Source organism: Chitinophaga rhizophila, from assembly GCF_019492185.1.
GTDB classification, from domain to species: Bacteria; Bacteroidota; Bacteroidia; order Chitinophagales; family Chitinophagaceae; genus Chitinophaga; species Chitinophaga rhizophila.
This window is the reverse complement of the sequence record NZ_JAICCF010000002.1, coordinates 1,239,042-1,260,551: the sequence shown is the minus strand read 5'-3', so window position 1 is coordinate 1,260,551 and position 21,510 is coordinate 1,239,042. Positions and strand designations below refer to the sequence as shown.

Annotated in this window: 10 protein-coding genes; 6 read left to right on the top strand and 4 right to left on the bottom strand. The window is 45.4% G+C overall.

Translation table 11 applies throughout. The features are described 5' to 3' along the window. Positions 1–4 precede the first annotated feature (4 nt). Entirely contained in the window at positions 5–1,894 is a 1,890-nt protein-coding gene (locus K1Y79_RS14030; RefSeq protein ID WP_220250722.1) for a sensor histidine kinase, read from the top strand. Between the two features lie 467 nt (positions 1,895–2,361). On the opposite strand, the gene K1Y79_RS14025 is transcribed toward K1Y79_RS14030, so the two are convergent. Continuing rightward, positions 2,362–3,360, bottom strand: a complete 999-nt coding sequence (locus K1Y79_RS14025) for a beta-ketoacyl-ACP synthase III (RefSeq protein ID WP_220250720.1) — start codon at positions 3,358–3,360, stop codon at positions 2,362–2,364. A gap of 137 nt (positions 3,361–3,497) precedes the next feature. Between K1Y79_RS14025 and ruvA the strand changes: the two genes are divergently transcribed. The 5 genes from ruvA to K1Y79_RS14000 all read left to right on the top strand — a co-directional run bounded on the left by ruvA (position 3,498) and on the right by K1Y79_RS14000 (position 15,656). Continuing rightward, on the top strand, positions 3,498–4,085 hold the full coding sequence (gene ruvA / locus K1Y79_RS14020; RefSeq protein ID WP_220250719.1) for a Holliday junction branch migration protein RuvA: 588 nt from the start codon (positions 3,498–3,500) through the stop codon (positions 4,083–4,085). Between the two features lie 38 nt (positions 4,086–4,123). Beyond that, on the top strand, positions 4,124–11,374 hold the full coding sequence (gene sov, locus K1Y79_RS14015; RefSeq protein WP_220250716.1) for a T9SS outer membrane translocon Sov/SprA: 7,251 nt from the start codon (positions 4,124–4,126) through the stop codon (positions 11,372–11,374). Positions 11,375–11,563: 189 nt separating this feature from the next. After that, entirely contained in the window at positions 11,564–11,926 is a 363-nt protein-coding gene (locus K1Y79_RS14010) for a hypothetical protein (RefSeq protein WP_220250715.1), read from the top strand. Positions 11,927–12,161: 235 nt separating this feature from the next. Beyond that, positions 12,162–14,438 (top strand): TonB-dependent receptor, encoded by a 2,277-nt coding sequence (locus K1Y79_RS14005; RefSeq protein WP_220250713.1) that lies wholly within the window; start codon positions 12,162–12,164, stop codon positions 14,436–14,438. 3 nt (positions 14,439–14,441) lie between these two features. Next, the gene (locus tag K1Y79_RS14000; protein WP_220250712.1) at positions 14,442–15,656 is read left to right on the top strand and encodes a sialidase family protein; all 1,215 of its coding nucleotides are present in this window, start codon (positions 14,442–14,444) and stop codon (positions 15,654–15,656) included. 389 nt (positions 15,657–16,045) lie between these two features. On the opposite strand, the gene K1Y79_RS13995 is transcribed toward K1Y79_RS14000, so the two are convergent. The 3 genes from K1Y79_RS13995 to K1Y79_RS13985 form a co-directional block, all read right to left on the bottom strand. Next, positions 16,046–16,801, bottom strand: coding sequence for an SDR family NAD(P)-dependent oxidoreductase (locus tag K1Y79_RS13995; protein WP_220250711.1), 756 nt, complete (start codon positions 16,799–16,801; stop codon positions 16,046–16,048). 10 nt (positions 16,802–16,811) lie between these two features. Further along, positions 16,812–18,740, bottom strand: a complete 1,929-nt coding sequence (locus tag K1Y79_RS13990) for a PKD domain-containing protein (protein ID WP_220250710.1) — start codon at positions 18,738–18,740, stop codon at positions 16,812–16,814. A gap of 156 nt (positions 18,741–18,896) precedes the next feature. Then, positions 18,897–21,464 carry a gliding motility-associated C-terminal domain-containing protein gene (locus K1Y79_RS13985; RefSeq protein ID WP_220250709.1) on the bottom strand — a complete coding sequence of 856 codons (2,568 nt, stop codon included), beginning with the start codon at positions 21,462–21,464 and terminating at the stop codon, positions 18,897–18,899. Positions 21,465–21,510 lie beyond the last annotated feature (46 nt).

Sequence of the window (21,510 nt, the reverse complement as noted above, 5' to 3'; positions counted from 1 at the left end):
TCACTTGAAAAGTACAATTATACATATCATCTTCATACTACTGGTGGGATTATCCTCCATAAATCCTGTATCTGCACAGGACAAAGTAATCCGTCAGTTGAGAAGCAGCCTGCTATTGCAAACCGACAGTGCAGGATATACGGATGTACTCAATCAGCTGGGCATGCAGTACCATCTGAGTAATGCCGACAGCTGTTTCTGGTATGCTGTCAAAGCCCGGGCTATTGCTACCAGGCAACAAGACAAACGCGGACTTGCCGGTGCACTGAATAATCTCAGTATTTTCTTTTCGCTAAAGGATAACCAGAAGCAGGCCATTGAATATGGCTTCAAGGCATTGGAATTATACCGTGAACTAAATGATCAGCCTAACATCTGCCAGGTGCTGATGAATCAAAGCGTCTTTCATATTTATGAAGGCATGAAACCAGAGTCTGACCAATACCTTTATCAGGCCATGAACCTGGGCAAATCACTGATGCAGGACTCTATATACAGCCTTGTGCTGATCAACTTCGCCATCCGTTATGAGGACGATAGCACCCGGCGGGATTCGGTAAAATGGGCAATGGCAAAATCCAAAGAGATTATCCGTAAATATCCGGGTAGCCGGGATATCTACTACATACATGCATTTGAAGCTGACGAGTGGATGAAAGAAGGGGAAGGTGCAAAAGCTGTACAACGCATACATGAACTGGCGGATGATGCACTCAAAAAAGGTCTGATTGTAGTAGCCATCGATCTGCTGGACCATATAGATATGTATAAGCAGCGTGGCTATCCTGCCGATGCCATACCTGCCAAGGAAAAAGCATTTGCTATTGGTATCAGTGCCGGATTCCTGAATATGATGTTGCCGACTGTTATGGGATTATACCGGCATTACTCCAAAAGAAACAATGAAGCTAAGAAAGACTATTACGGAAAAGCATTGCTTGAGGTTGTGAGGCAGCGTCTGAAATTACGTTCCAGTAATCATATGAATTACCTGGACTACTTCCTGAAGGAGCAGGAGCTGAACGAATGGCAGCTTAGTAACCAGGTGCAGGAACAGCGCATTGCGCGGACTAATATCAAACGTAAAAGCCGGCAGCAGTTGATAGGCTTCCTGGTGGGCTTTCTTTTACTGATCGGCGGATTTACGCTGGCCCGCTACCGATCTTATAAAAACCTGCGTCGCCAGGAAGAGATGTTGAGGGAAATGAATGACGCCATTTCTGAAAAGAACCAGCAGCTTAGTGTACACGACGATTTTAAGAATAAGTTGATTGCTATACTGGCCAGGGATTTCCGGGAACCCTTGAATGACATTATCAGGGTGTCGGCCCTGTTTCGTAATAAGGACATGGATCAGGCATCTATGCAGCAGATTGTGGATGAGGCAGTGATATCGTCCCGTAAAACGCTGGTCATTTTTGATAATATTCTTCGCTGGATCAGATCACAGCTATCCGGGTTCGTATACAGTCCTGCTCCATGCAACCTGCTATTGTCCTTCCAGCAGGCAATGACAGCTACCGGCCATCAACCGATAGCATTACATGTACCTCCGGGATTACTCCTGGCTGGCGACCAGGAAATGCTGTCTTTCGTAAACCGCAGCCTTTTGCATTGTGCAGCGGTACTGTCCGCTGGTGCAGGAAATATTGAAGTGACTGCCATCGAGGACGAGCTGGTAAGTGTTGTCATTACCTCCGAAGCAGCTGCATTTACACCGGCAATGGCAACGCACCTGTTTGAGTACCGGGAGGGAGATGATCTGTCTGTCACCCTGGTCATCTGCAAAGACTTTATGGATAAAATGGGTGGGCAGATCAGGGCGGACGTAGCCGGGCAACAGTTAAAGCTGGAATATAGGCTGCCCGTATTTGGTGAGTCCGGTCATAACTGATTGATATTGTCAGTTTTTTGATCCCATGTAGTACTAAGTGCTCAATAAGCCTGTTTGCACCATTCCGCAGGCAAAGATTGTCTTTTATAAATCCTTCTCTAACAAGTTAGAATTTCCCTGGTCATTTTTCGGTTGATACCCGTTTGATGTTTTATATTATTCCTACGCCAACAGGGCACTAAAAGGGCACTTCAATATCCCCGGGATATTGAAGTGCCCTTTTAGTGCCCTGTTGGTATGAGGATGGTATGAATATTAAAGCATAAACAGACCAAGGATTGTCGGATGATTATAGCAGAAATTGGGAGGGGAGGTGGTTAGCGAAAGGAAGGTCATGTAGCGGAATATATTCCGGCTACTTAGCAAGAGTAGGAGTACCGGGGTATAAAAACAAAAAAATGACAGGCGTCTCTTTGCGGAAACACCTGTCATTTGACAATTATAATGCTTAATTCCTTAGTTATTAATTACTTTGGATCGTAAGCCCATCTCAGATAGCTGGCTCCCCAGGTAAATCCACCACCGAAGGCAGCGAGTACCAGGTTATCACCTTTCTTGAGGTGCTTTTCATAATCCCAGAGGCAGAGTGGCAATGTACCGGCGGTGGTATTACCATAGCGCTGGATGTTCATCATCACTTTTTCTTCTGGCAGGCCCATACGTTGAGCGGTAGCGTCGATGATACGTTTGTTAGCCTGGTGAGGTACCAGCCATGCGATATCATTGGCTGTCAGCTTGTTACGGTCCATGATATCAGCAGCTGCTTCCGCCATATTGGCAACAGCGTATTTGAATACCATTTTACCTTCCTGGTATACGTAGTGTTCTCTGTTAGTGATGCTTTCGATGCTGGCAGGCTGTGCAGAACCACCTGCTTTCATATGCAGGTATTCACGGCCATGTCCGTCGCTTCTGAGTACGCTATCAACAACGCCGTAACCCTCATAGTTTGGTTCCAGCAGAACGCCCGCGCCACCATCTCCGAAGATGATACAGGTGGTACGGTCTGTATAATCAATAATAGAGCTCATTTTGTCAGCGCCTATCACCATTACTTTTTTGTAGCGGCCGCTTTCGATGAAGCGTGCGCCTGTGTCCAGGGCGTAGAGGAAGCCGGAGCACGCAGCGCTGATATCAAAGCCGAAGGCATTTTTAGCACCTATTTTATCTGTTACAATATTGGCGGTGGCTGGAAACACCATGTCTGGTGTAACGGTGGCCACGATCAGCAGGTCAATTTCTTCCGGGCTGATCCCTCTCTTACGGCATATCTCCTGCGCTACCGGTACACATAACTCAGACGTTCCCTTGCGTTCTCCCTTCAGAATCCTTCGTTCGGTAATCCCGGTGCGGGTAATGATCCATTCGTCTGTTGTATCTACCAGTTTCTCTAATTCTTTATTAGTGAGCACGTAGTCAGGTACATAACCACCTACCGCTGTAATAGCGGCCGTTATTTTGTTCATATTAATAAAATAGATGTTTTAAACGAGCCGTAAAAATACATAAGAATTTGTAAATGTAAGTATAAGGTTAGTGAACGCCCTGTTCTTGCCAAATTTTTACTAGGTTTGCCAAACATTAGAAACTATTCTATTCCTGTATGATTGCTTACCTCAACGGAAAACTGTCCTATAAATCCCCTGCCATGGTACATATTGACGTACAAGGGGTTGGATACGAAGTGCAGATCAGTCTTAATACCTACTCCCGCATACAGGGACTGGAAAGCTGTAAATTGCTCACCTTCCTGCATATTAAGGAGGATGCGCATACTTTATATGGGTTTGCTGATGATGCAGAAAGACAGATGTTCCTGTTACTGATAAGCGTATCAGGTATCGGCGCAAACACTGCCCGGATGATGTTATCTTCCCTTCAACCAGAAGATGTACAGCGGGCTATCGCAATGGAAAATGAAAAGATGCTGGAGAGCATTAAAGGAATCGGAGCCAAAACGGCGAAAAGGGTAATTCTCGAACTAAAAGATAAGATCAGGAAACAAAAGGACGTCGGACACCAAATATCTGTAACTCCAAACAATACAATCCAGGAAGACGCGTTAAATGCTTTAGTCACTTTGGGAATAGCCAGAAATGTGGCCGAAAACGCTATAAACAAGGTGTTAAAAACAGAACCACTATTGCAGGACCTGGAAGGCCTAATTAAAAAGGCGCTGAAAGGTCTATAAACATTTATTACCCTGACCTCTATAAAAACCTATTTCTCTTGTCAAGAAAGACATATTATGGTGCTATTGCAGTAATAGGAGTTGTTTCTATGTTTATATTCGATACTGCGGCAAGGAATCGTTCGGGTTATAATAACAACTATACTAACATATACTCGCAATCGAGCAATAATTATACCACAAATCCAGATACCGTCCGAAGAGATACCTTGAAGTATCCGATCAAAGACCGGTATGGGACGGGTATTACTGATCGTGTTAAAAATAAGATTGATCTTAAAGATCCTGCAAGTATATCCCGTACAGTTGACTATGATCCGGTAACGAAACAATACACAGTAACAGAAAAGATAGGCGACCACTACTACCGCAACCCAACATACCTCAGCTTCGACGAATATTATAAGATACAGTCTGCCAAAAGTGAAGAAGATTACTGGATAAAACGTGCCAGTACCCTCGGATCGCTTAACCAGAAAGGTAATGGCCCCGAATTGTATAAAGGCAGCAAACTGTTTGACAGAATATTCGGTGGGAATAAAGTTGATATCAAACCTCAGGGTAGCCTGGAACTTACCTTCGGATATGAAGGTCAGAATATCAAAAACCCCGTGCTTACAGAGCAGGCCCGTAAAACGGGAGGTTTTGCATTTGATATGAATATCAATATGAACCTCACCGGAAAGATAGGGGACAAGCTGAAACTGATCACCAACTATAACACGCAATCAACCTTTGACTTTGAAAACCAGATAAAACTGGAATATACCGGCTATGACGACGAGATTATTAAAAAGATAGAAGCCGGTAACGTGAGCTTTCCCCTTCGTAGCTCGCTCATTTCCGGGGTACAGTCCCTCTTTGGTATCAAAACACAGTTGCAGTTTGGCCGCCTGACGGTTACCAGCGTATTGTCCAACCAGAAATCGCAGAAACAGAACATGATGATTAAGGGGGGTACGCAGATCCAGGACTTTAACCTGAAGGCCGATGAGTATGAAGATAACCGTCACTTCCTGTTAGGTCAGTTCTTTCGCGATACCTTCAACTACGCCATGACTAACCTGCCGGTGATACGCTCCCTCGCCTATGTGAACCGTATTGAAGTATGGGTAACCAATAAAACCGGCGCTACTACCAACACCAGGGATATCGTCGGCCTGATGGACCTTGGTGAATACCGTCCCTACAATACCTCTATCAATGTATTGTCCAATTCCAGGCTGACAGATAACAAACTGAATGATCTCTATGCTAAAATAATTTCTGACCCTATGAGCCGGTATACCGGAACAGTGGTCAGTCGTTTGCAAAACCTTGGTTTACAGGCAGTACAGGAATATGAAAAGACGTTTGCCCGAAAACTGGACTCTACTGAATATACGCTCAACAGACAATTAGGCTTCATCTCCCTGAATCAGCAACTCCAGGCAGATGAAGTTTTAGCTATTGCTTATCAGTATACGTATAATGGCCGTGTATATCAGGTGGGTGAGTTCTCACAGGATATTCCGCCAGATCAGAACAACAGCGCTAACCAGCGTATCCTGTTCCTGAAAATGCTGAAAGCTACTTCTGCCCGTCCCAACCTGCCGATATGGGATCTGATGATGAAAAACATCTACTCAACCGGCGCTTATCAGATCAACAGGGCCGACTTTAAGCTGGATGTATACTACAAAGATCCGGGTACAGACACCCGCGCCCCCAGCGATAAACGTTACCTGCCAGATGCGCAGGGCATTTATGAAGGAGCGCCGCTGATATCTATCCTGAACCTCGACAGACTGAATAACCAGAATGACCCGCAACCGGATGGCGTGTTTGACTATGTGGAAGGGTATACCATCAACTCGCAGACAGGCAGGATCATGTTCCCGCAACTGGAGCCTTTTGCACAGGGTATCCAGAAGGCCTTTGGCGGTAATGCTGCCCTGGAACGGCAATATATATATAAGGTACTGTATGACTCCATTAAGGTGGTGGCCCAACAGTTCCCACAGTTGAACCGATTCATGCTGAAAGGTTCCTACAAATCCAGTAACTCTTCTGAGATCATGCTGGGAGGTTATAACATCCCGCCGGGATCAGTAACCGTAACAGCAGGTGGCCAGATGCTCCGTGAAAATGTGGATTTCATTATTGATTATAACCTTGGCCGTATCAAGATCATCAATGCAGGTATCCTGAACTCAGGTGTGGCAATCAACGTACAGTTTGAGAATAATGCCGCATTTGGTACCCAGGTAAGGAACTATTTCGGTACCCGCTTTGACTATGTGGTGAATGACAATCTGACCCTGGGGTCTACGATCGCTAGAATGAGCGAAAGGCCGTATTACCAGAAGGTGAACTACGGGGAAGATCCGATCAAAAATACCGTAGTCGGATTAGATATAAACTATAACTCTCAGTGGAAAGGGCTCACACGATTCCTGAATAAACTACCTAACTACCAGAGTAATACCCCTTCCAATATCATGTTTACCGGTGAGGTGGCCAAGCTATTCCCTGGCCATAGTAAGCTGGTAAATGCACCTGGTAGTAACCAGGGACAGATCTTCATCGATGACTTTGAAGGATCTCAGAGCGGTTATGACCTGAAGTTCCCGGCTACTGCCTGGGCGCTGGCATCTACGCCGAAAGACGCTTCTGATAGTTTAGGCAGGATCCTGTTTCCAGAAGCAGACCGTAACGACGAACTGACCTACGGTGCAAACAGGGCTAAACTGGCCTGGTATATTATAGAACCTACGCTTCAGATACCAAGATCCCCATCGTTACCGGATGGTATTACAGATGCGGTACAGTCTGACCCCCGTGTACGTCTGGTGTATCAGACAGAAGTATTCGCTAACCGTTCCACCGATTTCGGACAAAGCCAGCTTAGTACGCTTGACCTGGCATACTATCCGGAAGAAAGAGGACCTTATAACTTTACCGCAGGACGAGACAGTATTACCGCTACCGGCAGGTTGACCAATCCCAGACAGAAATGGGGCGGTATCATGCGTGCAATTGATAATAGTGACTTCCAGACCCAGAACGTTGAGTTTATTGAATTTTGGATCCAGGATCCTTTCATTATTGACTCTACCAGCACGGGTGGTCAGTTATACTTTAACCTGGGTAACGTATCAGAGGATATTCTGAAAGACTCCAGGAAGTTCTTCGAGAATGGATTACCTAATCCGACTACAGAACTGAATAAGACTGACTCTTCCGTATGGGGCCGCATTCCGAAGTTCCAGCAGCAGATCACACAGGCATTTGACAATGATCCTGAGATCCGCCGTTACCAGGACGTGGGGTATGACGGTTTACAGAGCGGGGATGAGGCAAACTTCCGCAGGTCCTACCTGGACAGGCTGGCAGCCAACTTTGGTCCTAACTCACTGATATATCAGCAGGCACTGGCCGATCCTTCCAATGATGATTATAAACATTACAGGGATGCATCTTATAATAATGTGGATATCCTCCAGCGTTATAAGCGTTTCAGTAATCCGGAAGGTAACTCGCCCGTGTCTACCGGTAGCAGCATTTACTCCTCTGCAGCTACCAACATTCCTGAGTCAGAAGATCTTAACAGGGATAATACCCTGAATGAGACAGAAGAATACTTCCAGTACCGCGTGAATCTGCGTCCTAAAATGGGCGTTGGCAGCAACTACATTGTTGATAAGATCAGTACGGAAGTGACACTGGCTAACGGACAGCGCAGACTGGAGAACTGGTACCAGTTTAAAATTCCGATTAGCGACTTCGATAAGAAAGTAGGTAACATTCCTGACTTCAAATCTATCCGCTTCATGCGTATGTTCCTGACAGGATTTGAAGATTCATTAGTAGTGCGTTTTGCCAAACTGCAACTGATCCGTAACCAATGGCGTCAGTATAACTATAAGCTGCAGGCTGGCGATCCTATTCCGAATGATGATAATACACTCTTCAATACTTCCGCAGTAAATATCGAAGAGAACTCTTCCCGTAAGCCAATCCCTTATGTACTGCCTCCGGGGGTTGTACGTCAGAATACGCTGAGTACAAACAGTACTGTATTGCAGCTGAATGAGCAGGCGATGTCTATCCAGGTATGCGACCTCGCTGATGGCGATACCCGCGGCGTATCAAAGAACCTTAATATGGACCTCCGCCAGTACAAAACCATTCAGATGTACCTGCATGCGGAAGCTTCTAACGACCCTAACTCTCTGAAAGATGGCCAGCTGCGTGCAGTGATCCGTATGGGTAGTGACTTTGTAGAAAACTACTACGAATACCAGGTACCGCTGAAAGTAACTAACTGGTCAGACAGAGCCCCAACAGCGATATGGCCGGAGATTAATGACGTGAACCTGCTGATGGATAAGCTGACTATGCTCAAACAGCAGCGTAACCAGTGTGATACCTGTTCGCCGTTATTACCATATACCCGTCAGGATGATAATGGCAACTACATGAGTGTAATTGGTAATCCGAACCTGGGTGATGTGAGAACGATTATGTTGGGAGTAACAAACCCTAAGGATGATGGTCTGTCAAGATGTGGCGAGGTATGGTTTAATGAATTGCGCTTATCCGGTCTGGATGAGAAAGGTGGATATGCCGGTATGGGACGTGTGGATGTGCAGCTGGCAGATCTGGGTACGATCAGTGTATCAGGTAATATGCATACTGCCGGTTTCGGTAATCTTGATCAGCGTGTAAATGAGCGCTTCCGTGACAACTATCTGCAATATGACGCAGCAGCAAACCTGGATCTCGGTAAGCTGCTGCCAAAAAGAGCAAGCCTCTCTATCCCGATATATGCCGGTTATTCACAGGCTGTAAGCTCGCCGGAATACGATCCGTACGACCTTGATATCAAATTGAAAGATAAGCTCAGAATGGCGCGCAGTGATTACGAACGTGATTCTATCCGTAAGGCAGCACAGGACTTCACGGCTATCAAGAGTCTGAACTTTACCAATGTACGCCGCCTGAATCTGAACAGGAAACGTAACAGGCTATGGGATATTGAAAACTTCGATATCAGTTATTCCTTTACGCAGACAACCAGCCGTAACCCGATCATTGAAAGCGATGAATTAACCAAGCACAGAGGAGGTCTGGGTTACACCTTTACAGGACAAAGTAAGTTTATCACACCATTCAAGAAGTTATTTAAAACGAAAACGCCTTGGCTGGATCTGATACGTGACTTCAACTTTAACTATGTACCATCTCTTATCAGTTTCAGGATAGATGTAACACGTCAGTTTGGAGCAACCCGTATCCGGAATGTAGGAGGTGATGATAGTAATTATAAGTTGCCTGAGACGTACAACAAGTACTTCACGTTTGACAGGTACTATGGCCTGAAGTGGGATCTGACCCGCAGTCTGACTATTGACTTTAACGCAGTGAATAACGCACGTATTGATGAACCACAGGGACGTTTAAGCTCCAAGGAAAAGAAAGACTCTGTATGGGGTAACTTCTTTAAACTGGGCAGAACAACTAACTACTATCATACTGCTAACGTAACCTATACATTACCTACCACCAAAATACCTGCACTTAGCTGGACAAGTATTGCGCTGGGATATTCAACAGACTATCGCTGGACAGGAGCTTCCCTGCTTGCGAAATACCTGGGTAATGCTATTGAGAACTCTAATCAGAAAACAGTGATGGCAGAGTTTAAATTCTCTGAGCTGTATAGTAAGTCAGCCTTCCTGCGCGCCATTACAGGAACGCAGCAGAAGCGACGACCACAACCTAATACTAACAATCGTCCCGGAACGCCGGCTAACAGGAATAAACAGCCGGTTAAACAGGAGAAAACAGTAGAAGTATCGCCTATCCTGAAAGCGGTAATGAAGCCATTATTATCGCTGAAACGTGTGAGTCTGGATTATTCTGAAAATGGCGGTACGCGCTTGCCGGGTTATATTGATAGTACCAAGATTATGGGTATGAACTGGGCGAGCTGGGAACCAGGAGTACCGTTTGTATTTGGTAAGCAACCTACTAAGGTATGGTTGGATGATTTTGCGAAGAAAGGACTGATTACGCCGGATACAACTTTCAATATTCAGTATCAGCAACAGTTCACACAGCGCTGGCAGATACAGGCACAGCTGGAGCCGGCGAATGATCTGCGTATTGATCTGAGTATGACGAAATCTTTCACCAAGACACATACGGAACTGTTTAAGAAGTTAAACGACTCTGTAGGCTTCCAGCATTTGAGTCCGTATGATGCAGGTGGATTTGAAATTTCCTATATGGCGGTGAAGACTATGTTTGGTGGCATCGATAATGCTACCGGAACCACTAGTACCTTCAATGAATTTCAGCGTTACCGTCAGACTATCTCTGACCGTCTGGGTGCATCCAATCCTTACAACAATGATCCTGGAGTACCGGAGAATAATCCGAAAGATCCGACCTACCGTTATGGTTACGGCCGCTATGCGCAGGATGTATTGGTGCCGGCATTCCTGGCAGCATATACAGGAAAGGATCCTGAGAAGATCGGTTTACTGAGAAGTGCTGGTCTGTCCAATGTGCGCAGTAATCCGTTCAAGAATTACATCCCTCGTCCAAACTGGAGAGTAGCTTATAATGGTCTGACGAAACTGGAACCTTTCAAGTCACTGTTCACTAACGTATCGCTGACGCATGCTTACGTAGGTTCACTAAGTATGAGTTCTTACAACTCAGCGCTGTTATATGAGGATCCTCGTCTGGCAGGATATCCGGGATTTGTGGATACAGTATCTGGTAACTATGTGCCTTATTTCCTCGTTCCGAATATTACCATGTCAGAACAGTTCGCGCCGTTACTGGGTATTGATGTGACTTTCGTGAGCAGCCTGAACCTACGGGTAGAGTTTAAGAAGACACGGTCATTGAGCCTCAGTCTGATTGACTACCAGTTGACGGAGCTGCGCTCAACAGAGCTGACATTAGGTGGTAGCTATCGTCTGCGTAATGTGAAGTTTGCATTCCTGGGTCAGGAGAAAGAAGGTAAGAAAGTGCAGAACGATATGAACTTCCGCCTGGATATGAGCTTCCGTGATGATAGAACTGTAAATAACAGGCTGGATGCCGATCTGGTAATACCTACCAGTGGCCAGAAGGTGATTGGTATCTCACCATCTATTGACTATGTGGTGAACAATCGTCTGAACCTGCGTTTCTTCTATGATCGCCGGCAGACAATACCGGTTATTTCAACCGCCTACCCGATTACCAATACAAGAGGCGGATTGACATTGCGGTTCATGTTAGCACAGTAAGTGAAGCTGGAAATTAAGAATTAGTTAGTGTTATGTTTTATACCAGGCCTGATCGGTAAGATCAGGCCTTTTTTTTGTGTAGTAAGGATGCTGTGCCGCTGTGCATTGTGACAGCCTATAAGTCACATAGCATATGCAACATGACATATATCATTTGTAATTGGTCACCTATTAATATACTTTTGCACCGTGAGATATCTTTTTGCCATAATTATATTGTTTGGGCTGTTGTTGCAAAACTTCAGCCAGCTGGTGATTATGGTAAAGTACAAGATGGATGAGGCATATATCGCTAGTGTATTGTGCGAGAACAGGGCAATGCCTGAAATGCATTGTAACGGTAAATGTTATCTCAAAAAACAACTGAAGAAAGACGAGCAACAGCAACAGAACGGATCTACCGGTAAAGAGAAGTATGAAGTCTCTTACATCAATGTGTTGCAGGAGTTCAGCTTTGAGCCAGTTGCACCATCTATATCATTACTTGTACATTATCAGGATCCTGAACTGCATACCCCGTTAATATCCATCTTTCACCCACCCCAGGCTTAACAGCTACATACTTATCTGTTTAATTTATTGAGCGGTCAGCAGCCGCACATTATCTGATGTATTTACAATGAACTATGCCATACGTTCTGTGTGACAGTATTCATTGATCATTCCATCCTATTTACTTATTCACAGCTATTGCCAGATGTTATGGCAGTTGCGTACCGGCAGTGATACATTATCAGCTGTCTGGCATCGCTATGCCTGAACTATCAGCAAGCAACTTATTGCAATCATGAAATATTTATTACTGATAATAACGGGGTTACTATTATTTATGCAGTCACATGCCCAGGTACAGGGGAGCGTGGTTGATGCACAGACAGGAGAAGTATTGCCGGGAGTGACAGTGCAAGTGCTGCATGCAGATAAAGGTTGCAGAACAGATGCCAGAGGAAGGTTTACATTACAGGGTAATACAAATGATTCTGTACAGGTATCGTTCATTGGTTATCAGACCAGGAAACTGCGGCTGTCTTCACAACCATCACCTGTAATTTCTTTATCACCAGCTACTGCCAGCCTGAATGAAATTATTGTCACTACCAGCCGCGATAAGCAAGCCCGCACAGATGCACCTGTGGCGATCAGTACCATTTCTACACAGGAAATAAGAGATACTAAAGCTACCTCGCTGGAACAACTGCTTAACAAAGTAAGCGGTGTGTATATGGTGGATCTGGGAAATGAGCAGCACACCATGGCCATACGTCAGCCTATCGGGTATAAGAGTTTATTTCTGTATATGGAAGATGGTATTCCTATTCGTACAACAGGCGACTTCAATCACAATGCACTGATTGAAATTAATATGGCGGCGCTAAAGACTATTGAAGTAGTAAGAGGGCCTGCTTCCTCGCTATATGGTAGTGAAGCCGTAGGTGGCGCGGTCAACTTCATTACAACAGCTCCATCGCTGCAACCTGCTGCCAGGATACAGGCAGAGATCAGTGACAGAGGGTATAAGCGTACTGACTTCAATACATCAGCAACCTTCAATAAGCTGGGTATTTCAGTAGGTGGTTATTATGCAGATCAGCGAAACGGTTATATGGATCATAGTGATTTTCATAAGCTCGCACTTACATTACGGGCCGACTATCAGATCAGTGATCGTACCAGATGGATCAACTCCATGACGCTGATAGATTATTATACGGACCAGGTAGGCGGTATGGATAGCGCACATTTCTTTGCAAAGGACTACCGTAACTTTCAAACATTCTCTTACCGTCAGGTGAATGCATTGCGCTACAGAAGTACCTTAGAGCATAACTGGAACAATGATAATAAAACCACGGTTACTGCATTCTTCCGTAACAACTCCATCAAGCAGAATCCTTTCTATGCCTTAAAGACACTCGCAGATCCGTTGAAAGCTGCCGGAGAAATCAATGATGACAGCTTTAATAGCTATGGCCTGATCATGCAACACAGGAAGAAGTTCTCATGGAAGAAAGCATCACTGATAGCAGGTGTAAGCGCTGACTACAGTCCGGCAGAATATTATGCACGATTTATTGATGTAACAAAAGATGCGGCGGGTTATTTCAGAAGTTATACAACTTCTGATTCTGTGCTGACTAATTATAATGTCGGCCTGCTGAATACAGCTGCATATGCCCAGTTTGATATGGAGTTGCTATACCGGTTGAAGTTTGTAGCAGCATTACGTTATGACAGGATGGATTACAACTTCGATAACCACCTGCCTCCATCTGCATTTACCGGTGCCCCGGATGAAAGGAATCACTTTAATAAGCTGACCCCTAAAGTTGGATTGACCTATCATTTCGGACAGCGGCGTGGTCTGTATGTTAACTACAGTGTAGGTTTTGCACCGCCTAATATCTCTGAATTATACAGGGGGGTGAAAGTGCCAACCCTGCAACCTGCCACTTACCGCAATTACGAAGCCGGTGGATGGTTTGCCTTTGCAAATGACAAAGGTTATGCGGATCTGGGCGTATATAATATGCTGGGAACAAATGAGATCATCAGTGTGAAACTGGATGACGGTTCCTATGAAAACAGGAATGCAGGTCGTACTACTCACAGAGGTATCGAGTGGAATATACGGTATGCCCCTTTGCCGTCTTTATGGATACGGAGCAGCGGGCAATATGCAGAACATTTCTTCAATGAGTTTGTCGAGAAAGGTGTGAGTTATAATGATAACAGGATGGCTGGCGCGCCCAGGGTGATCATGAATACAGAAATCACCTGGAAACCTGGATGTCTGAAAGGCTTCCGTATAGCAGGCGAGTGGCAGCACGTTAGCAGTTATTATATGGATCCACGGAATACTGGTACCTATGAAGGATATGAATTGCTGAACTTCCGTGCGGGCTATAGCTGGAGACAATTTGACTGCTGGCTGAACTGCCGGAATGCAGCAGATGTAATGTATTCAACGACTACAGAAAAGACAACTTATAATACTACATACAGGCCTGGTCCTAAACGTACGTTCAACATAGGGTTTGGTTACACGTTCAACGGTAAAAAATAAAGTATGATGACAATCAGACAATGGATTATTTCGATAGCAATAGTTACAGCAGGTTGCAATAGTGGAGATAAACATGAACAGTTACTGTCTAATGCTACGCAGGATGCTTCCTGTCCGTTTATGACAACTACGCCCGATGGACATACTGTAATTAGTTGGGTAGAGACAGCTAAAGGTGCGGATACAGGTACATTGTATTACGCAGTATCAGCTGATAAGGGACGTACATTTTCTGCGCCGCGGCGGGTAGCTACGGCCAACGGCATCCTTCCGCATGCGGAGAATATGCCTAAAATGGTTTTTAAGCCCGATGGAGAGGTCATTGCTATCTATGGCGTTGAACAGAACGATGCACGTAATAAATACGCCGGAAGGGTATATTATACGCGTTCACTGAACGGAGGAGAGACCTGGTTACCTGCTGTACCATTGGTCACTGATACCGGTAGTTATGATCAGCGTTATTTTGATATCGCGCTTTTACCGGGAGGTGAAGCTGCGGCGATCTGGTTAGATAACAGGAAGGCAGTGGATGCAGAAGGCTCTTCGCTTTATTTTGCCGTGACTGATGGAAGGGATGGTTTTAAGAAGGAGAGGGCGCTGGCAGAAACAGTTTGCCAGTGTTGCAGAACAGACCTCTACACAGATGCACAAGGGGGAATCCATATTGCTTTCAGGGATATTATCAATGATTCCATCAGAGACATGGTGCATATGGTATCTACAGATGGCGGTAATGCTTTTTCAAAACTCAACCGGATCAGCGCAGATAACTGGGTGGTGAGAGGATGTCCGCATACCGGGCCGGCAATGACTAAAAACAAACAGTCTATGCACTTTACCTGGTTTACTATGGGAGGCGGAGAAGGCGTGTACTACTGTCAGTCTACAGATAATGGACAGACATATACTCAAAAGCAGAAGGTCAGTATAGCGCCGATGGCGAAACATCCGCAGATTGCCACACTTGCAGATGACAGGATACTACTGGTATGGGATGAGCCCGTGAAGCAACCTGATAATACCTTTAAAAGCCGCGTAGGTTACCAGTGGAGAGATGGAGGTGGTAAGGTATTGCAGACTGGCGTACTGACAACCGATTCAACACATGTTACTTACCCGGTCATCACCGGGGTAGATGATGGAACAGTGCTGATGGCTTATACACAAAGAGCAGGAGACTTACAGCAGGTACGCTGCATGTTGGTAAAGCAATAGAAAAAAAAATCCCGCCGGCACTCACCGGCGGGATCAGATTCATTTTTTTTCACAGGTACTAAAAGCCCCAATTCACATCCTGGCGTGTTGCCCATCGACCATAGTTATTACTTTTAGATCTGTCGGAGTGAATGCGCAGTTCTGCCTTCCATCTTGGATAGTAGAGACGCAACAAATACAGTGTAGCAAATGTAAGCATAGGGATATGGTTTTTTAGGATAGATAGTCGGCATTGAAAACATTAAAACGGTCATAGTTAGTATCACCCCCGTCCGGAGGTATTCGACATCCCTTCTTACATCACAATAGTCATCATATACGTTAGTGTATCAAATTTAAACACAATACCCAGCATATGAAATAACATCTATGTGTTATATTATATAAATTTACTCTTTGTCGAAGTAATAGGCATTAGCCTGTTGCAGACAGGTGATCACCAGATCATTGATACACACGTGGGCTGGCAGGGTAGCACAGTAGTAGATAGTATCTGCTACGTCTGCGGCACTGAGGGGCTGAAAGCCTTTATAGACACTGTCTGCTTTTTCTTTATCGCCTTTAAAACGTACTGCTGAAAACTCAGTTTCTGCTGCGCCGGGATGTACCGCTGTTACTTTAATACGATAAGGAAGGAGGTCAATACGCATACCTTGAGATATAGCGTCTACGGCAGCCTTGGTTGCACAATACACATGGCCTTTGGCATATACCTGCTTGGCGGCAGTAGAACCAAGATTAATGATATGTCCTGAGCGACGGGCTTTCATCCATGGCATTATTACCCTTGATACATACAGTAAGCCTTTTACATTTGTGTCGATCATACCTTCCCAGTCATCAATATCTCCGTCTTCGATACTGCTTAAGCCCAAGGCCAGTCCAGCGTTATTAATCAGTATATCAATTGCTTTCCAGTTATCTGGTATGTTATTCAGTACTTCACTTACAGTATGCTGGTCTCGTACATCAAAACAAAGAGGCAATACGGCAATATTATGTTCCTGCTGCAATTGCTGTTGTAAAGCTGTTAACCTGTCCTGTCTTCTTCCGGTAATAATGATATCATAACCATTCGCTGCAAACTTTTTTGCACACGCTTCACCAAAGCCTGAGGTGGCTCCGGTCACTAGAACTATTGCCATAAATCCGATTTTATTTCACCAAAGTTACAGTGCCTTTCTTTAATATGCTTTGGCCTGTAAAATCTTTTCCGGCAAGTATCCAGATATAGGTGTCCACTGGAGCCGGAGAGCCGTTAATGGTGCCGTCCCATCCCTTGCGGAAGTCAGTAGATGAGAATATTTCCTGGCCCCACCTGTTAAAGATGCGGAAGTACAGATATTCCGTAATGCCGACAGGAATGAAACGGAACTGGTCGTTCTGTCCATCGCCATTAGGACTAAAGGCGGTAGGAATATATATTTCAGGTCCGGAGTAGTATTTTACATTAATGGTGTCATACCCGACACAGCCCTGCGCATTGGATACTTTGAGCATGTAGGTAACGTCCTTATCGCCACTGGCAATGGGATCGGCAATATTGACACTGCTGAGTCCTTCCGGAGGCGACCAGGCATAGTACTCCCCACCGCTTGCGTTTAACTGCAATTGCTGTCCTTTAGCCAGAATTGTATCATTGCCCGCATAAGGCCTGACTTCATATACTGTAATTTCCTTCGAGAGTTCAGCGCTGCAAGACCGGTCGGTTAAGACATGTAGGGTCACAGTGTATGTGCCGCCTTCCTGGTAGACGTAACTCAGCTGGGTACTGACAGCACTGGCAAACTCAGGGCCTTCTGGTATGCCAATATCCCATCGCCTGCTGGTGATCTTCCCGTAAGTATAGGTAGATATGTCATTGAAGCGAATAGGATCCCCGCTGCACAAACCTTCCATAGTAAAATCTGCTTTCAGGCCCGGATAGTTATGTACAAACCCGGTTACACTATCCGTACAGGACAATCCCCTATTTACCACCAGTTTTACCTTATAGATACCAGTATCTGGATACTGATGCGTGAAGACGGTCTTATCGAAGGTGATCGTGTCAGTACCGTCTCCAAATTCCCAATAATAGGCAGACGTAAATCCCGCATTACTGTAGTTGGGGATGGTAACTGCCAGATCAGGACTGGCTATACAATTAGACAATACCGAAGGGAACCCTGCCTTAATATTTGTCTTACAGTTGAATACTGTCAGCAGCAGATCTTTATGATGAGTGCCCAGCAACATTTTAGTTCGCCGGTCATATTCATTGACACACACAGAGATTACAAATTTACCTTCACGGTTAGGTGTTCCTCTCAGTATACCCTCATTATCTATAGTAATCTGTGGCGAGCCTCCCATCGGGTTACCTCCGGAGTAAGGTGCTACGTAATTGACGGTATTATCGTAAGGTGGCGGATTGGTACTTGCAGCCTCGCTCCGGGTAGCTCCACCTGTAAGCGCGCTGCATAACGAATAGGTCAGACTGTCTCCGTCAGGATCAAAAGCAGAATAATTAAAGGTGAATGGTAATGCGTTACATATCACAATTGCACCGTCATGCTTAAAACGCGCACTGCTGTTGGTAGGGAGTTTGTCTGTTCCGGGTATAACGGTATAAAATGTAGAACCCTCATGCTCAGAATCGTATATGTTTACCAGCTTTTCTCCGCGACAGCAACGTTGATAAGTGACGTAATATCCACCTGAACTGGCCGGCAGTTCAACAGTGTCTTTGTAGTAAGCAACTTCGAGATTTTGTGTTCGGGGAGCGAGGCAGGGGTTTTTGAGTGTGTCGCGCAGGGACTTTGTTTGTGAGATGTATAGCTGAAGAGCGTTAGTTACACGTGTACCGCTGGAGTTATATATGTTTATCGGTACAGGATTCTCAAAGTGGTCTATACAGCCTTGTATCGGACCGCAGGTGAAATCAGCGTCCCGGTACAATTTAAGCACAATTTCGTAACGGTATACTCCGTCACCGGCAGTCCCCACGTAGGTGTAGTATATCTCACCGCCTATAATATGGTAAGCATCTGCTCTAACGTGGACAAAGGTGCAGCAAATAGCCAGAATAAGGAATCTGTACATTCAGAGGGGTGCAAATCTGTAAAATGACTTTCGTATAGGAATTTACAAAAAAAATACCGTACCAGCAATCATTTTTTCCAGTATACACGCGGGTTTTAGAACTATCTGTAGAATAGTTCTTTACAGTTGACAGTATGTAATTAGATGAAGAATTTATTATCTGACAAGCGTTACTGTGCCCTTACGAATGACAGTTTCATTATCGATATTTTTCCCCTGGACTACCCAAACGTATGTACCAACAGCTGCGGGTGCGCCATTGAAGTAGCCATCCCATCCCTGCAGGTACTTTGATGTGCTGTACATCAGCTTTCCCCAGCGGTCATATACCCGGAAAAAGTCCATCTCTACTATGCCTACAGGCAGGGGACGGAAGATGTCGTTCTGGCCGTCTCCGTTAGGTGAAAAGCCTGACGGTACGTAGATGTCCGGGCCTGTGATGAATCGTATCCTGATGGCATCCGTACCCATACAACCTTCATCCGTATAGACAGCCACGGTATAGGTATAGTCCCGGTTGATATTTGTGGTGGGGTTATAGATATTCGGATTATCCAGTCCGTCTACCGGCGTCCATATATAGGAAGTACCGCCTGAAGCGTTCAGCTGGAACGGCTGGTTTAACATGACGATGGTGTCATTGCCGGCAAATGCCTGTACCGGAGGTACGACATTGATCTGTACTGTATCGTAGATAGGCTTAGGACAACCCAGTACGTCCGTCACAGTAACGATGTACCTGGTAGTATCTGTCGGCCTTGCTACTGTATTGGCGCTGATAGGTGAGGTGAGGGTATTGGCTGGCGTCCACTGATAGCTGCTACCGCCTGTAGCACGTAGTACTACCTGTTCTCCATAACAGATGGTGGTATCTTCACCTGCATATGCCACTGGAGGGTCTACAACAGTCAGTTTTACATCGTCATATCCATCACAGCCTCCCAGTTCCCCCCTGACCAGGTAGTTCACAGCCGGTGCGGGTGGTACAATGCTCAATACTGTGCCGGTACCCACAGTTGAATTATCTGCCATATTATACCAGGTAAGCGGATATTCCCCGTCAGGAAACGCCCTGATATGCACTTCATCACCTGTACATATGGTACTATCGGCGATAGTCCGGATAATGAGCGTATCTCTTACGTCTATAGCGACCTGGCTTGTATTGCTGCATCCTGTAGCATCTGTGAATGTAACGGTATAAGTCGTATCTACCTTTGGGAAGATTGTCGGAGTAGCGGTATTGGCATTGGTGATATTATAAGCCGGTGTCCAGGTATAGCTGCCGTTAACGACGTTGCCGTCAACTGAACTTTCTGCCCGCAGCTGTATCGAGTTACGGATACAGAGCAAAGTATCTTCGGTAGTAGTTAATGGTGGTCTGTCATATATAATGATATGACTTGTATCTGCACGTTCGCAACCCTGGGCTGTTTTAATCTGTAAGACTACCTCATAGTTGCCTGGTCCAGGATATTGATAAGTTGCGTTCTTCTGGTTAGAAGTGTCCGCAACGGAACTACCATCTCCAAAATCCCAGCGGTAATAGTTGATGGCATCTGTTGTACTGGATGTGGTGGAATGATCAGTAAATACGGTAGTGGTATTGCTACAGAACCCGCTGATGCGCGGATCTGGTCTGAGCATCGGGTAAACATAGGCGGTAGCTGTAGCACTGTCTCCGCAATTGCTGTTTTTATCTACCCATAGCTTTACGGTATAGGTGCCATCCTGTGCGTAGGTATGTGGTAATGGGTCTGTGCTCTGGGTAGTCAATGTCTGGCCATCTCCGAAATCCCAGTCATAGGTTTTACCTTCTGTACTGTTATTAAGGAAAGTGACGGTGTAACCGGAGCAGTCGTTATACTTTTCAGGCATGGCAGCGACTACTTCTCTTACACAGGTGGTTACGTTGATATGGAAATCTTTACGGTGGATACTAAGCAGCCGGCCATTACGGTATTCAGATGCGCAGACGGTCACGACATATTTGCCGGCATTGGGTGCAATACCCGATATCACACCTGTCTTCGGATCAATAACTGCCTGTATACCTAATGGTGCAGTACCGGCAAACGGACTTTTATAAGGTATGAAGTTATAGGGCGGAGCGTCAGAAGGACGAGGCACGCCTGAACCATCTGTTGTATAGCCTCCACCATATGCATCGCAGAAAGAGTACACCAGGCTATCCGCGTCAGGGTCTTTGGCCGAGAAGTCATATGTGAACTTCTTATTGGCGCACACCAGTACGGCTTCGTCTTTTGCAAAGTAAGGACCGGAATTGGTCAGTATGTCATCAGATCCTGGCAATTCTGTGAAATAGGTAGCGCCATTGCCGGGAAACTGCTGCTCGTTACTGGGAACGCGTGTATCAATGATATTCTGCATAGAGTTATCCCGGCAGCAGCTCTGAAACGATACAACATATCCTGCGGCAGTAATGGGTACTGTAATATCTCTGACATAAGTACCGATCTGAAAACAGATATTCGGAGGATTTACAATACAGGGATCTACTGCGCCCAGGTACTGTGTTTCTTTGGTGGCTCTTTCTACAGTGGGCGCATCAAACCTTGTATTGGTAGCTTTATTGAATATGGTAAAATAGACCCTGTCAGGTAACTCTGCTATATTCGTCCCGCTGCCGCATATGCGGAACAGCTTTAACGTCACCCTGTAAGTGATGTTATCACCGTTGCGGGAGATGTATCTATAGAACATTTCGCCTCCAATGATATGGGAGGCTTTTGTTATGTTTCCAATCAGG

Coding starts and splice junctions, on each gene's coding strand:
- K1Y79_RS14025 (WP_220250720.1), bottom strand. CDS start 3,360: ATGAACAAAATAACGGCCGCTATTACAGCGGTAGGTGGTTATGTACCT.
- ruvA (WP_220250719.1), top strand. CDS start 3,498: ATGATTGCTTACCTCAACGGAAAACTGTCCTATAAATCCCCTGCCATG.
- K1Y79_RS14005 (WP_220250713.1), top strand. CDS start 12,162: ATGAAATATTTATTACTGATAATAACGGGGTTACTATTATTTATGCAG.
- K1Y79_RS14000 (WP_220250712.1), top strand. CDS start 14,442: ATGATGACAATCAGACAATGGATTATTTCGATAGCAATAGTTACAGCA.
- K1Y79_RS13995 (WP_220250711.1), bottom strand. CDS start 16,801: ATGGCAATAGTTCTAGTGACCGGAGCCACCTCAGGCTTTGGTGAAGCG.
- K1Y79_RS13990 (WP_220250710.1), bottom strand. CDS start 18,740: ATGTACAGATTCCTTATTCTGGCTATTTGCTGCACCTTTGTCCACGTT.
- K1Y79_RS13985 (WP_220250709.1), bottom strand. CDS start 21,464: ATGTTCTATAGATACATCTCCCGCAACGGTGATAACATCACTTACAGG.